Here is a 22,229-nt window from a genome sequence, read left to right as displayed (position 1 = left end):
TTCCATCGGAAGCTGTCACAATGTCGCCGGATGTCTCCGACATTCGAGTTCCTCCCGCGAGAGGATTCTCACTCGACGGCTGTTGATTCCCCACGTCGGAGACGCGGGTGTTTAGTTTCCGACGTCGGAGACGTCGGGCGACAAAATTCCGGACGTCGGAGACGTCGGGCGACCATGTTTCCAACATCGGAGATGTTGGAAACATGGGGTAGACCCGATTTCGGCCTTACAGCAAATCTGCGAACGCCTCGTCCAAAGCACTCAAGCGACCGTCATTTTCTTCGACGTCCGCTGTTTCATGACTTTCGGCGATCAAATCCAAATCGTCCTTCGCTTCCGAGCTAGGCATCGTGGTGTCGACCACTTTCGTAGGCGTCTCGATTTGCTCGATCGGCTGTGAAACATCAAACGTTGTCGACTGTGAAACCGCCGATTCCGCAAGCGGTGAAAGCTGAGGAATCTGCTCACTCGATGGCTGGCTAACCGTCTGCGGCGATTGCAACATCAGTTGGTTGATGACCTGCAACGCATCCAGTGCCGAAATGATATCGTCGCCGTTAACGTCATAGTAATTAGGACCACGATCCGCTGCGGTGACCGGAATGCTGGACGTATTGTTGGGCGCCAGTCCGATTCGGTTGATGATCAACAGGGCATCGAGTGTCGTTACGGTACCACTGCCGTTGACGTCGCTGAACCGTGTTGGATTCGGATTTTGTAAGCGGAACGCGACCACGTTGAAGGAGATTGTGGCCGGTTTGCTAACGCGTCCTGACGAATCGGTGATCGTGAACTGAAGCGAATCCGAGCCAATATATCCGCTGTTCGCTTTGTACGAGATCGTTCCATCAGGGTTTGCAGTCGCCGTTCCATTGGACGGCCCCGCAATGATGTTGATACTCGTTAGATCCAGCTGACCTTCGACAGCGACTGCAACCGCACCCACGTCCACAATTGTGGTGTCCTTGGACGTGGCAATAACGTCGCCAAAGTTCGGTACGATCGGCAACTTATTCGGGGTGATCGTCACCGTCGCCTGTTTGCTCTGTTGTCCGAGATTATCTGCGACCGTATAGCGGAATTCATCGAGTCCGTCGAAACTGGCGAACGGGGTGTAAACAAGCGTCCCATCGTCTTCGACCGACAATGCTCCAAACTTCGGTTGCGAAGTGATGATGATGCTCGTTGGAACAATGACGCCATCGATATCGGTATCATTATCTTGAGGCCGGAATCTCGTTTGTCCGTCTGGATTAATGACAACGGTATCGGGTTGCAAGATCGGAGCATCGTTAACGCCCGTGACGGTCACTTTGACTTCGACTGGATCGCTTTCGACTCCATCGGCATCTTTGACCGAATAGCTGAACGTGTCGATGAGGACATCGCCCGGCTTCATTTTTTGCAATTCCTCCGAAAGCGTCGGGTCGTAGGTGATTTCCCCTGTTACCGAGTTGTAGGTCAACAGTGCACCACGCAGGGTGGTTGAGCTTGCAGGCAAGACCACGGTCAGCACTTCGGATGGATTCGTGGCGAGATCAGGATCCAAGTCGTTGTCGGTCAAATCGCTACTTTCGATCAAGACAACAGCGTCTTCATCGGTATCCAATTCATCGGCAACCGCGATGGGCTTGTCGTTCACTTCAGCAATGTCTATTTGCAATGTTGCTGGGAGTGAAGCGGCGTCAAGCGAATCAAACGCAGTCACTTGAAGGATTGCAGAACCACTGGCGTCTTTCGCGGTTTTGAACTGCAACACGCCGCTGGAATCAATCGTCGGCAGTGTTTCGAATAGCCCAAGGGATCCCGTTGGAACCGTGACTTCGAAACGAACCGATTGGCTCGACTCGTTGGCAGGTCCTGGAGAGACGTTGGTGGCCCAGACTTCAGAGTAGGCGTCACTATCTTCGTCGACTTCGACCAACGCACCCGCGGTAAAGGTCGGCACATCGTTGACTGCGGCGACGCGAATCGTAAACGTCTTGGTCACCGATTCGTTTTTGTGCCCAACCAAGGGGTCGGTCGGATCGCCATTGTCTTGCAACGTGACTTCAAAAGTAGCGTCACCGTTCGCATCGTCTGCCGTTGTGTAGGACAAGCTAGCGGTGCTGCCTGTGATCGTAACGCTCGGCGGGACCGCGAACAGCGACGGACTGCCGCTGATCTGATTTAACACGAACGACACGATTTGAGCCGGGTTCGTTCCATCCCCTTGCAATTCATCGATCGCATTGTCGGGGCCGGCTTGAACGCCCGTTGCCCAGTTTGCAACCACCACGGGACCTTGGTCTTCGACCGAGTCGACATCGTCGGCACCGTTGAATTGCGGAGCATCGTTGACGGCAGTAACACTAATCGTGACTTCGTTGGTAACCGATTTGAAGTCGTTCGTAGGTACCCCACCCGACCCCAATGCAACGGTGACCCCATCGTCCAAGATGGTGTACGTGAACCTATCCGTCCCGGCGAAATTTATCGTCGGTGTGTAGCGGAGTCCAATCACCTCGTTGGCAGCGTTAAGCACCGGTGTAATGGTGCCGTTGCCAACGGAAGTGGCTGGATAAGGAGTCGCCACATTGATGGTTTGGCCGCCACCGACAAGTGCCGATGTTTCGTTGGCGGGCCCCACGCGGAAGAAGTCCAGTAAACCGGGGTTGTTGGCCGCATCGCCATCAAACGGAATTACAACCGAACCATCTTCGCCAACGGAATAGATCAAATCCGGAGCGTTAGTGACCTTCACCGGAGCATCGTTGACCGGTCGCACATTGATCGTCATCGTGACCGGAACACTTTCGAACAAATCGCCGCGTGTCGCGGTGTCCATAGGTCCGTTGTCACGCAACAAAACCGTGAACTCGAAAGAACCAAACACGTCCGGAGCTGACTGATACGTCAATCGTCCAGTGGACGAGATCGTAGGCACTGTGGTGAAGAACGTATCCGCATTACCAACCGGCGCGACAACAAAGTTTAGCGTCTGAGCCGATTCATCGGTTGCAGTCGTTCGAGGACCCCCGGTGATGTTGAACGCAAAAGCGTTCTTCGTGGTCAGTCCGGCATCTTCGGCGGACTCTACGCTTAGTATCGACGTTTCAAATTCAGGTCGATCGTTCACAGGACTCATTCGCAAGCGGACACGATTGACCACCGTGCGTTGATCTTCAAATAGGATCCCTTGCGTCAACGAATACGTCTCGCCGGCGGTCGGATCACCGTTGATGATCGAATTGTCGTTCACGGAATAGGTGAACCCATCATCGACGCCGATTGCAGAGTTGTAGTTGGCCGGTGGAACATAGTTCAACCCGACCCGTTGCCCATTTTGGATTACTTCGGTCAACGTTCCGCCGCGCTGAGTCGTCCGTGGGAAGCTGGCGAGTTGTAAAACTTGCGATCCTCCCGGTGCCGTTGTTCCCTCGTTAGCAGGGCCGACATTGAAAACATCCAGCAGCCCTGGAACTGCGAACCCGTTCGGCGGGGGCACTGCTCCTTGAACGAGCGGAATAAAGAACCCGGTGGATGCGATTCCGCCTGGTTGCGTGTCATCTTCACGCAATGTGTAGGTCAGAGTACCGTCATTCGCCACGGTGTAAGACAAGTCGGGGTCCGTTGTCGACGTGTCGTTTGTATTCGTTACTGAGGTATTCAGTCGCGGTGCGTCGTTGACGGGTTGAACGTTCAGCGTGAATGTCACGAAGTGTGACGCGGACACAAATCCAGGGGTCGACGGATCAAAGTCCTTGGCCTCGATCACAATCGTGGCGGTACCCACCGCATCGGGTGCTGGGAATACCGACAAGACGCCGTTGTTAGCGACCTGAGGCGGCAAGCGGAACAAACCTGCCGGAATGTTCGATTGTGCCGATACAAAGTTGAATTGGACCGATTCTCGTTCCAGTTCATCCAGCGCCGTGGACGGGCCTGCTTGGATGTCTGTCGCCCAATCCGGCACAATCGTCTCGCCGTTGTCATCGCGTTCAAGCACATTGACGACCGGAAGGAAATTGAATTCCGGAGGATCGTTTTGCTCAATCGTGGTGATCGTCGCGTTGGCGTATGCGGAACGCAGCGAACCCGTGTCCTGAGTCGCAACGGGACTCGAGCCAGGGATGGTGACCGAGCCACGGTCTTCGATCATAAATTCGAATTGATCATTCGCATTAAACGGCGAACGACGGTTGTAATCGACGCTCGGCGTGTAAGTTCCGCTGGTGAACTCGCCATTAACAAACGTGAAGGTCAGCGTTGCGTCATTAAGAGTGGTACGAGTCACCGTGCCGTTGCCACCGGAAAGCCCTGGTTCGTCAATCGATCCATCCACCACCGACGGCACCCCAGGAATGCGGAAGGCGACGACACGCAACTCTTGTTCACTTTCGTTGAAACTAGGATTAAGCGTTGGAGCAAACACTCCTTCGACCGCATTTCGCAGCAGTTGAGCCTTGTCGAACGTGATGCTCGCTACAGGTAATGGGCTAATCAAGTTGCCGTTGCTATCTCGTTCAACCGCTTCGGTCACGATGTCGAGCGTCTGATCCGCTGCCAGTGGAACATCGTTGACCGGATTGACGGTGATCGTCAATTTGCGAATCGACACATTGCTATTAGGTGCCACATTGGACCCGTTGTCGGTCACGATCACGTCAAAGACCGCGACTCCGAAGGCGTCCGGCGTAGGCGCAATCGTGATTCGGCCATCCGCGGTCAAGATTGGATTCGCGGCCATCATTCCTGCGGGTACTAGCGAGTTTCCAGCGCCATCCAAAGCAGGTTGAATGATGATGCTGGTCACACTCTGTGACGCAAGTTCATCGAGAGCCGTCAATGGTCCCGTTTTGATTCCAACCCCTGAAATTTGGTAGAGGTCAAACGTCATCGACGGAGCATTGGTCCGCTCGCGTTCGTTGAACGAAATCGAATTGGGATTGTAAGTGATAGTCGTTCCATCGACCGTTGTTGCCCCGGTGTCAAAGTCGGGGATGAATGGAGGGTCGTTAACCTCGGTCACCGTAATATGAACGGTCTTGGCAACCGACCGATTGTTGACATTGCCAAATGGATCGGGGTCGGTGGTATAGTCAATCGGTGAAGATGCAACCGGGGTGACTTGATCCGCACCTGGAATCGTCGTCGGGCCGAAGTCTTCGACAATGTAAGTAAACGATTCGGTCGGATTGAATGGTGGCAAGCGGTTGTAATCAACCGCCGGACGATATTCGCCGCCGCTGAAGGCGCCCGATCCGTCAAAGTTGAACACCAACGTTCCGCCATTGATTGTCGGGAAGACGGTACCACTATCGGCGGCCGTTACAAGCGTGAATCCGCCGAACCCATCCGGGATTCCAAACACGACCACACGCAGATCCTGTTCATGTTCGTCGTAGATCGACTGGGATCCATCAGCGAAATCGCTCTCACGCGACGGATTCTGTGTAATAATCGCAGGATCATTCACGGTCGCTTGACGCAGCAGGTCTTCGGGCAGAATCGGTAGGATTGCTTGATTACCGTTGGGCAAGCCGGTCAAGTTATCGTTGTCAACCACTTCCGCAACCGTCAACGTACGATCCTCCGTCACCGGTTGATCGTTGACAGGGGTGATTTGGACCGTCAAGGTTCGAGTGGTGCTGCGGAAGTCATCTTCGAACAGCCCCGTCGTCGCATTGAAGCTTTGACCATTATCGGTCGCAGTGATTTCGAATACCGCGTATCCGAAGGCATCCGGATTTGGCCTCAGCGTCAACACCCCAAACTGATCCAGTACAGGCGTTGCCGAGAACATGCCTGCTGGTTCGAAGGTCGTCACGTAGCTGAACGACAACGTCTCAGTCAATCGCTCGTCCAGTGCGGTGCTGTGCCCTGGGAAGATCCTGTCGGGCCGAACAACCAACGGATCGTAATTGGCAATTCGACTGCCCGCGTAGATGTCGTAGTAGACCGCGGTTCCGTCGGTTTGGATGTCTTCGGGGAACGTCACCATTGCGAAAGCAGGGAATTCCGGAGCATCGTTTTTATCCGCCACCGTCAATGAAACGCGTGTGGGTAACGAGCGAGCTTCGACGAATGGGTCAGGCGTGTAAGCCGTCCCTGGCGTTAAGGGTGGCAACACAACGGTGCCATCATCGGAAACGATGTAGTTGAAGAACTCGAGCGGATTTAACGGATCCGTTTCATGTGGCGCTAGTCCGTTGTAATCGACTGCCGGTTCGTAGAAACCGTCAACAAATGCGAAGGCGTCGAAGTTAAACGACAAGATGCCTCCGCTTGGCGTTTTCATCGTTAATGTTCCCGTCCCGCCGTTTAAAGCCAAGTCGGGGTCGGTCTGGGCATCAATGGTTTCGTCGGCGTCGGTAAACGCCACCACGCGGAGGGCTTGATTGGATTCGTTGTAAGGAGCAATCAAGGCTGGGTCAGGGTCACCAGGCAGAACAGGGTTCGCGCCAAACTGCTGCAACAAGAATTCCTTGTCGAACATGACCTTGCGATCGTTGTTCACGAGGTTTCCAAACGCATCGTATTCAACGACCTCATCGACCCGCAAAACACGTGCAAATGCAACCGGTTCGTCGTTGATAGGTTCGACAAAAATGGTCACCACGGCGGTGTCCGTTAACGCTCCGACAGGGCGATTGCCACTGGCGTCTTCGTTAATTCCCGCATCTCGAGCAGTATAGGTAAACGTGTCTTCCCCGTAGAAGTTGTCGGGCGCTCGGTAAGTGAATGTACCGTCATTGTTAAAGGTGACCGTGCCGCCAAGAGCGGTCGTCAAAACCGTGCCCGGATCGGGGACTACCAACGCACCATCATTGAGGTTGGCAAGTTCATCTGCGGCAGTTGCACGAGCGTTGACGTCGTTAGAGAGCAAGAAGTCAATCGGAATGGTTAGCGATTGATCCTCGGTAGGAACTGGAACTGGCATCGACAATCCTGACCAATACGCAATCCATCGCGCCGAGGTCTTACTAATGGCATCGTCGTTGGCAATCGGATCATCGTTTTGAGGTCGAACGTCAAACGAAATCTTGGCGGTATGGGTCAAGCGTCCGTTGACAGTGTCGAAAACACCAATCTCGTCATCGGCACCGCCATCGCCTAAGACGTTCGGGTCATCGGATTTTCCGTCATCGCTGATCGTATACGTAATCTCATCAAAGATCGGCGGATCGGCCGGCAAACGAAGATTGTCACGATTGACATCCAGGTTGGACTGATACTGAAAACTGACCAGGAAGATATTCGCTGGATCCGTTGTATCGAACGTCGCCGATAGTATTTGACCTCGCGTTGTGAGGATTGGGAAATCACCGATCGGCGTGGTGGAATCAATCGTTGTGCCCCCAACCTGCAGCGACACCACATGCAACACTTGACCTGATTCGTCCCACGGTGATGTCGGCGACCCCGCAGGATACTCAGGCGAACTGTCAGCCGTTGCGTTGGCCAGTAACTCGGATTCGAGTACGGTTCGAGGTTGATCTTCGAGAGCTACGATCGTTTTGTCTTGAGCAAGCGGAGCATCGTTGACCGGTTGTACCTCGATCGTCACGGTTGCAAACAAAGTCGTTGGCAGAATGGTGTCAATCGCACTCTGCTGCGTCGCCAAGCGATAGGTGAAGGTGTCGATTCCGACGAAATCAGGGAGCGGTGTGTAAGTAAAGTCACCGGTCGCTGGATCGAGAATCAAGGTACCATTGGAAACATTTTGCCCGAGCACCACGGTAACGGGGCTAAACGTCGCCGGGCTGATCGTATCGTTATCGAGGACCGACGGAATTCCAGCATCGGTGGTATCAAGCGTGCCATCTTCGTTGATGGTGTACGACGTCGACAATGCAGTCGGATCGTCCGCTGGTACCGGCAATGGCACATTGTGAATCTGCACTTGATAATCTTCGACTTCGCCACCGACGGCCAACCCAGTTGGTTGCAATCCTCCTTCGGGTGAAATTCGGAATCGAGCCCAGGTCAGTTTGTTGGTGGTACCGGCAGGTGTTTTGACGGTAAAGATCGTCGGATCGATTCCGCCCGTGACCGAAACATTGTCGATCACCTTCTCGAGTACTGGATCGAATACCCCATTTCCATCAAAGTCAATCCAGGCACTGACAAAGCCGGTGCCGGTAACGCTGACCGGAATCTGAGCGCCAGTTTGATCGAGAGGATTTAAGAATCCGAGAATGTCAGATTTGTTAGTCGTTGTGCCGGTGACTCCAGGCGTCAGGAATACGATGAAATCGGTTGTTCCATCGTTATAGATGCCGACATTGACACCGTCTTCGTCGTCACGATTGAAAATCTCGATCGTATCCAAATTCCCCGCAACGGGTTGCACGACCAAAGACTCACCCGCCGCGTTCATTTCGGCATTAATCTTGGCAACGAGCTTGGTAACGATGATTTCCGGGGTGTCGCTTGCCGCGAACCGTACCGGAATATTTCCGACGCCCGGTGCGATGCCTGCAGGCACCAATTCGAACTGTTTGGCAACACGCCCGATATCGATCGAGATAACATCGCCGGCCGCTGGCGGAGTGGTAACCGAGTCGATTCGGATGGTCGTCCCGCCGGTTGCAGTCGCATGCACTTGGATATCAAAGATCGCCGACGCACTTGGCGAGGTCGCCACAACGGTCGCAGGCGTATCATCAAGGCCGCCGGTGAGCAGGGCGGAATCATTTTCAGAATCGACGTACTTACCCAAACGTGGCGATGCATTGTTGATGATTGCATGCCGGGCCCCATCGTTGACTAATAGCGTGCCATACACATTCAAGCTACCCGAAAGCAGAGCATCACCAAAGTCCAATGGCACTTCGGGCAGAATGATGGTGAACTTAGTCGTCCCATCGGCTTGATTATTGAGCAGCAAATTGCCTGCGTTATCCGCGATCACGCTGTTGTCGAGGATGATCTCGTAGACGCCCGCAGGTTCCCAAAGCGTGGAAAACGGAGTCAGGCGTAATTCGCCCGTGTACTCGTTGTAACCGAGCGTAAAGTCAACCCCTTCGACCAACGTAACGTTGTTTCGACGCACGGTCACCGTCGACGAATTGACCGTTGTTGGATTGATTCCGGTTCCTTCGAACGGCGCGTTAATGCCTTGTCCATCGTTCAGCAGGATCGAGAAATTATTAACGATCGGTTGCCTTAGATGCACAACGGTGGCGTTCGGATCCGCATCTTCGCGGTCCGTGTTCAAGAAATCCACAGGGACGGTCAACTCGGCAAATGGTTGATCAAAGTCCGAGCGGTCAACCGCACCGCGATCCTTAAATACGCTGGTACCACCACCGCCGGGGTTGTTGGACGAGTTGATTCGCAATTGGCCAAACACGTCTCGATCCGGCGAATCGATATTAGAAACCGCCAAGCCGAGTTTGTTCTTGAAATTGACAAACTCGAACCGGTCTTCCAACTGATCGAGAGAACTGTCGAGTGCTACGGACGTGTCGACCAAGTAATAGTTCTGGTTCGCCGCGTCAACAAACAATGGCGTGCCATTCGCAGCAATTTGTGAATCGGTGCCGGTAGCACCATTGTTATTATTGCCTTGGAAATAGTTGGATCGGACCACCACATCGACGTTATTGATTTGTGGATCCGATATGCCAAGACCAAAACCGGTGATGATATTGTTCATGATCGTTGGGCTGGCATAGCCAACCACTTCAACCCCCGTCCCCGTAGCGGGTCCGTCGCTGACCAACGTATTATTAACAATACGTCCAAACGGGACAGGCAAACTTGGATCGACTCCGGTTGAACCCGCAAATCGAATTGCCGATGCACCTGTGACGATATTGTTTTGGATCACGACGCCCGGAATCAGTCGCTTCGAATCCGGTTGGGCAAAGTTGATCGTGGAACCTTGGTGAGGTAGGCCACCGAGTTGGCCTTCCGGCGTGCCTGGCTGAACATTGATTCCCACCGCAGACGAATCGCGAATAATGTTTGAATCAATAATGAACATGCCTTGCACACGTTCACGGTTGCTATCGCCCAGAATGCCAGTGCCGCCTTGCAACAGGGAGACGTTGTCGATATACGCATTGCCTGCGCTACTGCTGCTTACGCTGGTGTCTACAGGCATGTGGACCCATGTGAATTTATGAGGACCACTACTGAATGGGAAGCTGACAGTGCGATACCCAAGGTCACCCGTCGCGAACGTCAGATCCGTCGTACCGGGATTCTCATCGCTGGCCGTTTCCAACAGCGTTTGCGGTCGCCCGTCGATAAAGAAACGCAATCCGTATTCGTCTTCGACCGAGTCGACTTTGAACGTGAATTGAATAACACCGGCACCCGTTGTCCCACCAAGTTCGGCGGTGGTTGCTTCGTAGATCGAGATTGGCTTAATCGCGGTTATCGAACCGGTTTGTAAGCTATTGTTTCCCGCAAACGGCATGTTGGAGGTGACGCTCCAAGGTGCTATCGCAATGGCTGGGATGGTGCTTCCGAGGAAGTCGTAGCCTGCAGCAGGAGGCGTCCACGGCGTAAATGCGCCTTCAAAATCCTGTAGAGAAACATCACTCGGTTCAACGATGTGCCGATCATTCGAATCGAACGTGTTGCCAATGGCGATTCCCCCGGGGCCCATGGCAGCGTATTCACCCGTTCGACGAATCTCAAGTTGGTAAGGTCCATTGAGGATGTCTGGTTGAGTGGCATTGGGGTCATTGGTTCGCCCCTGGTTTAGATCGGTAATGGAGGTATCAACCGGTGCACCGGTCACCATTTCGCCACGTTCGGCATACCCGACGATGATGTCGTCGATGTAGAAGCCCTCGAAATTATTTTTAAGACTTCGGATCGATCGCTGAGTACTGCTGAACTCGCCAAAGTTGTCTTCCAATGGCCGTCCGTTGCCGTCAAGCAACGAATTGTCGTTGATGGCACCAGCGGTACTGAAATCGAATCGCAAAAGAATGTCGTTTGTTTCGCCAGCAAACGTAGACAGGTCGATGCGAGCTTGACGCCAAACACCGGTATTGTCATGCATTTCCTGGATCAGCTGCTGGCTCTCGATCCGCTGGATGTCTGCATTGAGTCCTGCATCGGACAAATGCGACAGGAATCCTGGTAACTCCCCTTTCGCGTTATTCGGATTCGCACTACTGAGATTGGAATTATTGGTCGCCAGCAATTCCCAAGTCACACCATTGTCACGCGATGCAAACACACGTGCGGAATCGCGAAACGGATCATTCGCGTTGTCGTTGTCACGCGCCCCGTCATCATCTTCGGTTTCCAAGAAGTAGTTGAAGTACAACGTAGGCCGATCGGTCGGTTTCGCCGATGCCAAACTGAAACCACTGGTTTCCAACGATCCAAGAGCGCCACCGAGAAAGTTGTACGTGCCGGTTCCGCCTGCCTGAACAATGTCAGGGTTGCTACTGAGGTCAGCATGCTGAAGAGTATTGAGAATGCCCATCTGAGCATTCGTGCCTCCCTGATACGTCACGTAGCTGTTGGTATTGGCATTGGGATTTTGAACCCATTGTTCAAATCCGAAGTAGAAACTAGCACCACCATTCGCTTCGCTACGTGTGCGGTCAGGTTGATCACCAGGGTTATTGACGGTGATTGACTCGCTGCCCGGATTACGGCTGCCATCGGCCGCCGAGTTGACACCGTGTCCGGCATCGTTACTGCGCCGTGTCGTCACGTGCCAGAGGTTGAAATCCAATGGTGAAAATGCGATACCTCGCGGACTTCCAGCCATTCCTGAGACACCGCTTAGGAAGGTATCCGCGACACCGTCCCCTACGTTGCCATTATCCGAGACATTGGCAATCCCACCTGTCATCTGGGCATTGTCGACTTGCAGCAATGGCCAACCGGCTGCTCCAAGTCCGCCAGTGAACTGAACGACCACGCCGGCACCCTGCAAATCACCCACGACCTGGACTTCAGCGTCACCGATATTGCTCAACCCCACAATGGCGTCACGAACACTGCGAACGCCGTCGATATTCGGTGTAACTGTCGCAGAGACGGGTGAACCATCAATCACGGTTGTTGTAGTCGGTTTTGCATCACCCTGTTCTAATACCGTCAGTACGGCGTTGGGGCCTGTACCTCCCGTCAAAGTGTCCGAAGTGGTCAGGTTGGCAACATTCGTATCCCCAAGGGCGCCAATAAATTCGATTTCAAATACCGCTCCCGGTAAAGTTGTTCCGGACGTTGCAGTTACCATTACATCCGCTGCAGTAATGCCACCGATATTGGCAAGCGCTGCTTTCACGGCCGCAGCATCTGCGTTCCAAGGAATATCGCCCGAGTTTCCGCTGAATCCACCACCATTTGCGTTGATTCTGAAATTGCCGCCGGTGGGATTACCGCTCAGTGATAGTCGCAATCGTTCGTTGTTAACCAGAAGTTCAGTCGCAGCAGGGATCGATATCTGCGATAGAATATTCTGGTTCCGTAATGTTTCGTCAAATTGGACCAACAGCGGTGTACCAGGCAAAACACCTCCGGTAACGACCACGTTGCCTCGACCGATGTTTGGCAGCGCTTCGAGCGCGAGTTGCACATCCGCAGCCGTAGCGTTAAAAGCGATCGGCGTTGTATCTCGGTTAGCAAAGCGAAGCACAAACGTTCCTGAATCGATTGTTGGATCCAGCGTGATCTGTTGAAGCTCGTTGGCCCTTAATCCCGTCGCATCCGTCGTCAGCGGCAGCAGATCCTTCTTGCCCAAATTGTTGGTGAACTCGATCGTTACCGTACCAGATGCAACGCCGGTCAACGGGCCATCAAACGGCGAAACGGTAACATCACCCGGCAGGATTTCCTGCAAACCGTTAAGTGCGGTACGGACTTGATCTGCAGTCGCATTATATGGAATTGGGGCTGTTGTTTGGATGTTGCGAACCAGTTCACCGGTGAGGTGTTCAGCACGCTGGGTACCGTTGATAGCGCGAATCACATTAAACTGGCTGCCCGTTCGACTGACGACACGAAGATCTTCAGTACCGATCCGGATATTGAACGGAGTGACGGTTGGGAACGGCGCGTCGCTGACCACGGTTAGTGTGTCACTGACAACTTCTGCAACCTGTGGCACATAATGGAAATCGATCGCGGTGCCGTTACGACCTCGAACGACTGATAGTTCATTGGTCGTTGTGTTGACCGCTGTGACCAGCATTTCTTCTTCATTCACTCGGATCGTGAACGGCGTCGCGGGAAATACCGAAGCATCAAAGACAGTCAATGTATTGGAGAACTGGCTGTTGTTGATCTCCACAGTCAAAGCGCTTGACTGAGCCAGTAGAACCTCAACCGAATCCGCCAGAGCGTGCACTGTGGCGCTTGTACCTAACGCTCCACGGGTGACAGTCAATTCGTCCAAGATCGGATCCACTGCGGTAACGATCATCACTTCGTCACCGATGCGGATGTTGAACGGCGTCGTGGTGGGAAACTCAGTGACATCGACCACACGAAGCGTTGTCTGCACGTCATCCATCGCTTGGAATCCGGTGCCTGGATTCGGGAGTATCTGCACCGGGCTGCCCAAGATGTGCGTCGCAGCAACGGTACCGTTCTGAGCACGCGTTACGGTTAGACGATTCTGTGCTGCGTTGATTGCAGTTACCAGCATCTCCTCGTCGTCAACACGAATGGTAAAGGGCGCAAATGGGGTATCATTAGGGTAGGTCGCCGCGTTGACCACCTCGAATGCGGTTGCCGTTGGCGTAATACTCGCACCCGCTGTTGTTCCTGCGACCGGCAACACGCGAACAGGACGACCAATATTGTGATTGGCAATGACCGATCCGTTAACTGCTCTAACAACCGTCAATTCATTTGTAGAAAAGTCGATTCCATTGACCGTCATCTCTTCGGCGTCCAATCTGATATTGAACGGAAGAGTTGGATAGACGGACGCGTCGACGACGCGAAGCGTGGTGCTGGTGGGCTGATTGTCGATACCGACCAGTGACCCAATCTGAGGCGGCAAGACCTGCACTTGGCTGCCGGCAAGATGACCAGTAGCGGTCGTTGAGTTTTCGCCGCGGCTGATCGTAAATTCTTTCGCGGCAATATTAACCGCACTGACGAGCATTTGCTCGTTGTTAACGAGAATCCTAAAAGGTGCAGCAGGAAACGCAGATACATCGTCAACGGTCAATCGCAGAATTGAATCTGTGATCGTGTTGGTGAGCGGCGAACTGATCGTCAGCGGTGTGCTAACCGTTAACAACTCGCTCAGCGTCAACGGAGAACTTGCCGTCTGGTTCATCTGTGTCGATAGAAACGATGTAACGACTTCGTAAACACTGGTGGTGTCCAGATGTGTGTCCGTCGTCGTGCCGTGGAAACCGCGCTGAACGGTAAACGAGTTTCCTGCCCTGTTGGTGACGAGCATCTGTTCGGTGCCAACCTGGATCACAAACGGCGTCGCTGGCCATTGTTCGGTAAACGGTTGATCCGAGACATTTTGAACTTGAATGGTCTGGACGGTGCCAGATGCCGGAGCGGTAGTGATAGCCGCCAGCAGCGCGCTAACGGCGCCCTGGTTTTTCTCAAACGTTAGTGTGAAGTCACCACCGTACGCGACAGTGGAAATTGTTTGTTCTTCGTTGACGCTGGCCGTGTACGGGGCATCGGATTTGATCGGTTCGGTTGTTTGTCGGTTTCCGTTGCGATCGAATGTCAACGTGAAGAAACTGTCGTTGGTTGGGCTACCCGTGACCGTGATCAACTGCGAGCTATTGTTGGAATCAAACGCGAAAACCGGGTCGCCAGCGGAATCGAGTGCAACGATTTGTGCCGAATCCGTAACCGCGAACATCGTATTTTGGTAGACGCCACGCGTCGCCGAACTGACACCATCGCTTACATTTTGCGGGCCGAGCGAGAGACCTTGGAAATTAAATGGTTGGCCGAATGAGTCGTAAATGACGCGTACATTGAGTACCCGACCATTATCGGGATTGATTGTCAGGAATTCACCCGCGTTCGTCACTCCATACAAATTACCAGCGCTGCTGAAATTATTGTACGACAGCCCCGTGACGCGACCGGCAAGAGGTCCCAATGCTCCGTCGGTACCGCCAGTAAATACCACTGGTGTTCCTGCAGGGGCTGTTCCACTGAAGGCAGCTGTCCCCGAACTTCCACTGGTAATCACCGCAGTCACTAGTTCACGAGCGGTGCCTCCCGTGCCCGTATCATTGTTAATCGCATCCGCGATATCACCCGCAGTTGGCATTCCAGTTACGACGCCGTTACCATCAACGGTAAATCTCAAGGCCAGGTTGATTGTGGGATTGACCGCCGTTGCAGATGACGCTGATGTCACACTAGCGGACGTCGAAGTGGATTGGAAATACGAAACGTTGATAATAACATCGTTGCCTCTCTCGCCAGGTAGCTTGGATTCAAAACGAATGGTCGAAACATTATTGTTGGGAGTCGCACGGTCACGGACGGTCCACTGTGCCGTCGCAAACGTTACGCCCGCCGGCTGAATGTCGCCGAGGTACCCATAACGTGGATTACCGCCGGTTGCGTTCAGCGGTGTCGCGTCACCATTCTCTCGTCCACGATAAAGCTTTGACGTGGTATCTGATTCACGGACACTGTAGTAGACACTGTAAATCGGGTCCGGACTGCTTGTTCCGGTATCGCCACGACGCTGGAAGGTGACGGCGTCGACATCATTCGAAGTGGTAAACTGCTCCACTCTATCAGGGACGGTGACGGCACTATAGACACCTACATTCGGCGTCACCCCATCGCCAGCGATATTGTCGTTCTGCGAGTTGTCTTCTATCAACTGCCCATAAGCTGGATCGGTGACAGGAACTGAATCGTTGTTTCGTAGCTGAACCAATTGGCCAACCGAACCAACACCGCTGCCCAGTCGACGGTACGCGAACATCGCACCATCGGAACGCACAACAAGATCTTGGAAATCGTCGTTTCCAGGCGAGATATTATCACTGACTTTCGTCAAATACCTCTGAGCTTCGCGGATACTCGCGGTGTAAAGATCGTCGTTATCGTTTCCACTGCCATCGGTGATCACGTAGGTTACGACATTCGAAAGGTCGAATGGTTTGACGTGGTTCTCCAAAGTCAATTCACTACTGATATCCAAGATCCCCGCAGCGACCTTCGGCGCGATCACCCCACCTTGTGAACGATAGCCTTGGAATCCAATGTGGTCTTCGACCACGCGAGTGACCGAATTGACGGGTTCAAGACGCACCAACCGGTTAGCGTCGTTAGTCATGTCACCTTGGAACGCCCCCATCAGCGCTGTGGGCAGATTACGATTACTCATCACCGCGACATAGTAATGGTTGTCTTGTCCAGGGACGGGCGTAATATGAATCGGACCGATGTACGGGTCTTTATCACCAAGCGATCCGCGGCTCAAATCGTCGAGTGTCGGCCCCGCACCAATCGGTTGATCGTCTTCGATATCGCCTTCGCGACTGACATAGATCAAACGGCCGCTGTCGTCGTAAACGGCTACGGTTGTGTCAGCGCGCAGCGCCTGGTCGGCATAATCAAGGTCCAATACGATCGCCACCGTTCCGGCGGCATCGTTAACGCCGCTAATCACCTGCACGCCGGTGTGTTCAAGATTGAATTTGTACCAATCGACATCGGTGTCGTTGGATAATCGGCCTGAGAGTCCGATTGCCGCCAAGTCGGTTTCAAGCAAATTAACTAGGTTTTGAGCACTGGCGAACGTATCACCGACGGACTGGATTTCGCCAGCTTCGGCGACGAGTTGGCTGTGTGCCGGCAATCCTCGAACGTCGATTGCGGTGATGGCGTCTCGAATATCTGCAAACTGCACGGTGGAGCCAGGGAACTCGTCGACTTGTCGTTCACGAATCTGCAGTTGGTATTTACCGCTGCTCTGACCATCCACCAACGCGGCGTTCGCACCCTTCGGTGCGGAACGAACTCGAACAAAAAAGATACCGTCGGTACCGGGAGTTCCCGGCAACTCGAAATACATTCCTGGGTCGCGGAAATTCTGAGTATAGAAATCTCCACCGAGCAGCGGGTTCTGCGTTAACGGCAACGCATTGACATTCCCTGGATTCGAAGCGTTGCTCGAACTAACTGAACGTGCGACAACGGTGCCTACCGAGTTAACCACTTCGACAATGGCATCAAGTGCGGTGTCGGTACGATCAATATCAATCCAGATCGGCGTTCCGACTCGGCCGGTAAAGCTGTAGACGTCAACGTCGTTTGGATCATCAGGGCTGATGAAGCCATTGACTTCAAATCCGATTCGGTTGTTCTCATCGGCGCTCTTTTCATCGCGAGCCAATGCGCCAAGCGGTTGGGCATTGTCACGATTGCCGTTCACATCTCGACCGCCTGTGAGTGGATTCTCGCGTTCGCGAACAATCGCCACATTACGATCATTGCTCCACTCGTCAAACTTGAATCCACGCCATTGACCGGCTGCCCCAACGGTTGGATTGGCTGAGTTGTTGGTGTTTTTCAGCACGGTTCCGTCTGGGGCAAAACCCGCACCAATGGTGTCGTCTAGCAGCGACGTTAGCACAACCGGATGTCCCGGAGTCCCGAGGACATGAATGGTGCCACCAATGCGATCGATCGTTTCGAGCGGAGTGCCGGTGGCGGTAAAGCCAGCGTTATTGCCGAAAAGTTTTACCACCAAACTTTCAAAGTTACTGCTCTGTAACGTCAAGCCGCTGTAGGTGTGGTGGTTTTCAACTGTGATTTCACTACGCAAGACATGAACAATGTCCGTGTCGTCCCAGATCGTTTCGGTTGTCAATAGCTCGCCACGGACCGTCATGGCGTTGGTGCCGTTGTTGTCCATTTGGTTCAATCGAACCAGTGGCCCCGAGTTATCGTCGAACTGGCTGTAACGCGCAATCTCGCCCGTCGATCGACCTGCATCAACTTGCGTCTCAAAACGTAGAGCGTTAGCGTTAATGCTGATCGCCGTGCCGGCGTTGTCGACGATCATGTTGTTAACAATGATCGGCTGGGCACCGGTAACATAAATGGTCGCAGCCTGGCTTGCGCCACGCCCGTTACGCGTACCGCTAGCGTTGGCTGCGTTATCCTTAAGCACCGAGTTGGCAATGCGCAGTTCTGCCTGGTGAACTTCAATTGCATTGAAGTTTGCCGAGCCCCCTTCGATTGGCGAATCACCGCCCGCAAAGGAGATCAAGGCATTGTCGATGTTACCCGACGATACTTGGCCAAAGAACAGTCCTGACCAATCGCCGGCCGTGCCAGTCGTGTAGGCTCCGCCGTCAGTATTGAAAGTACCACTTCCGCCGTAGCGATCATCAAACAGCGAAGTGAAAACGATAGGGCGATTCTCGGTTCCTTCGGCGATTAATGCCGATGCACCACGCTCCGCCTCGATTCTTGCTTTGCTGAGTTTGACCACCACGCCTGGGTCGATCATCAAACGGCCCGCTGCTCTCGCGGTCAAAGCACCACTGGCACTTGTCTCAAAACCACCCGGATTGCCGGAGATGATCAAGCTCTGAGTCAAGACGTGAGCGATGTCGGTATCGTCAAAACGACCTGGGACTGTCAATCGCTCGATCGGCGAACCATTCGAAATATTGACACGGACATTCAATCCGTCAATCTTGTTTTGGACCAAGTAGTTGCCGTGAACGTCTGGGCCAATGCGTCCCATCGAGTCATCGAAGCTGTCTGGGCTAGCCGAGATGGCTGCGTTTTGACTGTTCGAAATATGATTGAAACTGATCGTGGGGCGCGCATCAATAACGTGAATCGGAGTAAAGGTCAATTCGTTTGCATCCACGAAGACCTTGCCACCACCATTGTTAATATCCAAATGGTTGACATAGTTTAGATAGATGCCTCGATCTTCGAGGTCGGAGTCATCGCGGATGACCACACCACCGAAGTCTCCAGGACTCGCACCACCGTTGCCGTTTGAGTCACCGCCAAACGCATCATTGTTGTAGGAACGCATGTAGACGGGGTCTTCAGGCGTACCGAGGATTTGAATTGCCGAGCCAGCTCGACTGATGTTGATCGATGATGTCCCGATGTCGATGTTGGCTTTTCGTAACTTGATTAACGCCCCTGCATCAATCATCAAGGTCGTGCCTTGCGGAACCAACAAATCTCTGCCGTCTCGCAGCGATGAATTATCGCTCTTTACACCCACCAAATACGGTACGTTGTCGCCGAATGTACTGATGTCACCGTCCAAACCACCGTTGCCGACGACGCGAATCAGGTTCGGCGCGTTTACAAGTGTCTCGGTTCCATCGACATTCAATAAGTCAATACCAGAGATCTGAACCACGCGGCTGCTCGCACCGATGGCGGCGTTGACCGAACCAGCCAACGCGGGTCCAGCGGCGGATGTATTGATCGCGTTGGCAATATTCGTTGCGATTTGCGTCGGAGTTAATCCAGCAAATGCAATTTGCCCAGCCCCTCCGCCAAATGTGAATGCTACCGTCGGGTTGATTCCATCGTTGACCGTGAACGAGTCGCCTGCAACGATTTTTGATGCTGCGTCCTTGGGCACAACAATGCGATTCTTGGCAAGGTCAATTGCCGCGTCGATCTCATCGATCGGATTGCCAATGGAACCATCGCCATCGGGACTGCTCAAATTGGAATCGTTTGTTCGATCCACAAAAATGGTCGATGCTTGGTCGCTAGCTTGGAACCAAAACGAATGGACACCACCGGGGGTGCCATCACCGTCGCCATCAAGCGGCGTGCCGTTGGCATCGCGAAGCCCCGCGTCACCCCGATCGGCTTCGAAAGAAAGCTTCAATTCATAAGCACCGTCGGTTGTTCCTCCATATCCAGAGTTAGGCACTTTCGGGTCGTAATTTTCGTTACCGGTGCTGCTGACCCCAACAAAATAGGTACCCGGACCAAGTTCTAATTCCAAGAACGAGTCGTTGCCGTAGTAGCGGTCATTGCGAGCGATCAAATCATACTTGTTCGGATCGCTATCGTTACGTCGATACAGCGTGAGTACCGAGTCAAGCTTGCTGGGGTTTGTTTCGAAACGCTCGGCAACCGTTTCTGCCGACCACTTTCCTGATTCTTGAAGCACGAATTGGTACAAGTCCACGTCGGTGCTGTTGGGCGGAACAATTCGCTGCAGGTGGACAACGTCATGATCGCCGGGAAGGACGTCATTGGGTACAGAAGTACCACCCATCACCGCTGGCAATTCGTAGGCGTGACTCAAACCGAGCGAGTGCAACATCTCGTGCATCATCGTGTCGGTAAAACCGTCGCCATAGGTGGATTGTCCTGGGAATGCCGCTCGATTGATCACAACGGCTGCAGGGCCGCCCAATCCTCCGACGCCGCTGGTGGGGCTAAGTGTCGGGTCAAGTGCCCGCAAGTCACCGACGCCGATCGACGTGCCGCCGCCGCCAGACTTAGTCGTCTCGACGAACTCGTAACCCGATAATTCCGCCAGCACATCATAGATGCCGCGGACAATTCGTTTTTCTTCTTCAGTGATGAGGTTGGGGTAAGGTTGACCGCTTGGATTCGTTCCGATATTGGCGGGGAAGAAATACCCTCGCGTTGTAATCGCGCGAGGGGCTGTCAGCGTCGTTCCCGCGGAACCAATATGAGCTTCACGCTGAATCTCGCGATGGCCTGGTTCATCGGTGCCACCTGGATAAGGCGGCAGGGTCACTCCCAATGGTCCTTGAGGCTGAATCGTCGAACTCAACTTGATCCCGGCGGCTCCTAGCACACCCAACTTCGTGGCGTTGTCCACATCCGAATTGTTGTCATTGATGACTAAACCGGCAGCCGCCAAATTTGTGTTCAGGACATAGGATCCTGTTCCCCGCGCACCGCCATTACTTTCAATTTTGACCGTGTAGGCGCCTATAGCTCCGACGGCAGACGATAGCGTTACAGCGGTGCCATCGACACCATTGACCGGTCCTGCAACCACTGCACCTAACGAATTCAACAATGAAACTTTGACAGCCAACCCAGGCTGAGGAGTGACCGTGGCATTGACGGTCGCGCCGGCGTTTTCAACACGCAGCGCGTACGTGTCTACATCCGTTAAATCATTGTTGAGACCGTTCTGATCACCCAGAAAACTATTGACGACAAAACCACTGCTGATCCCGCTCGTTGTCGACACACTGTTTGTGAACAAACTGCCCACTTGAACATCGCCGTTGTTAGCAACATTCCCATCGACCGCGTAACCCACGTCAAGACGATAGGTCCCCTCCGGCAAGTTATTGTCAAAGGTCAGTGTGACCGAATTGGCTGCCGAATCGTATACGGCATTCAGGGGGATCAAAGTAACGTCGTCACCTGCTGCGACGGTCGTAGACGTATCGATCAGCCGGTAGAACCGAGGATCTTGAGCATCGTCTTCGTCCAGACTCTGGTTGTCAAAGTAAACAACAATCTGGTCACTGCGCTGCACCAAAGTTTGGCGCGCGTTGATTCCAACACCGACTGGCGTACGTTCGATCGGCTGCGGTACCACAGCAACGATCTGTGGGCCGCGGTCCAGCGTAAACGGCAAGGCGTAATTGACACCGCCATTAAACGCTTCTAGAGAATTGTTCTGTAATGCATTTGCACCGGCGCCGATGATCTCGATTCGATAAGTGTCATCGGGGAACGAATTCAAGATCGCAGCGGGATCGGTAAGGTCGTCCGTTGGATTGTGCGATGCGGAACTGGCAGTCCGGAACACGATCCGCTGCAACTCTTCAGGATCGGTGCTGCCGGGTTCGTCGAGTCCAACATACCCCAACGCAATCTGTTGTTCATTGCCATCCCCAAATGTTCCGTCTCCACCGCTGCGAATCAAACGAACGGAGTTTGCGTTGATCGTCGTCTCGTTAAGATCCGCACCGCCCTTAAACAACAGGTTGAACTCGCCTGGGGCGATGTTCAACGTGTTACCCGCCTGCAAAAGGGCTCCCGCGTCAGGCCGAATTGCGATCAGCTCGGGGCCCGCCAACAAACGTCGATCTTCAAGTTGCTGGGTGAGCATCTTGCGAGACTGGTCGCGATGAACTTGACTTTTTCGAGAGGATCGACGAAGGGCTTTTTTTCCGAGCAGGGAGCGAAAAGGGCGGAGGGTCATGGATTCAGTTCCAGGGGATCAAAAATTGCGGGGGGGCTTTTTTGAGACGAGATGACGTCGCATCATTACAACATATTTCGTGACACTACAGCGTAATCGGGTGGTATAA

General features: G+C 53.5%; 1 protein-coding gene. It reads right to left on the bottom strand.

The annotated features are described in order from the left end of the window. Window positions 1-226 precede the first annotated feature (226 nt). On the bottom strand, window positions 227-22,120 hold the full coding sequence (locus tag SH528x_RS26840) for a tandem-95 repeat protein (RefSeq protein ID WP_442506520.1): 21,894 nt from the start codon (window positions 22,118-22,120) through the stop codon (window positions 227-229). Window positions 22,121-22,229 lie beyond the last annotated feature (109 nt).

It is taken from the genome of Novipirellula methanifontis (genome assembly GCF_052161655.1).
Classification (GTDB): domain Bacteria; phylum Planctomycetota; class Planctomycetia; order Pirellulales; family Pirellulaceae; genus Novipirellula.
Note: the sequence above shows the minus strand (reverse complement) of the source record. Positions and strands in the feature narration are given on the sequence as shown.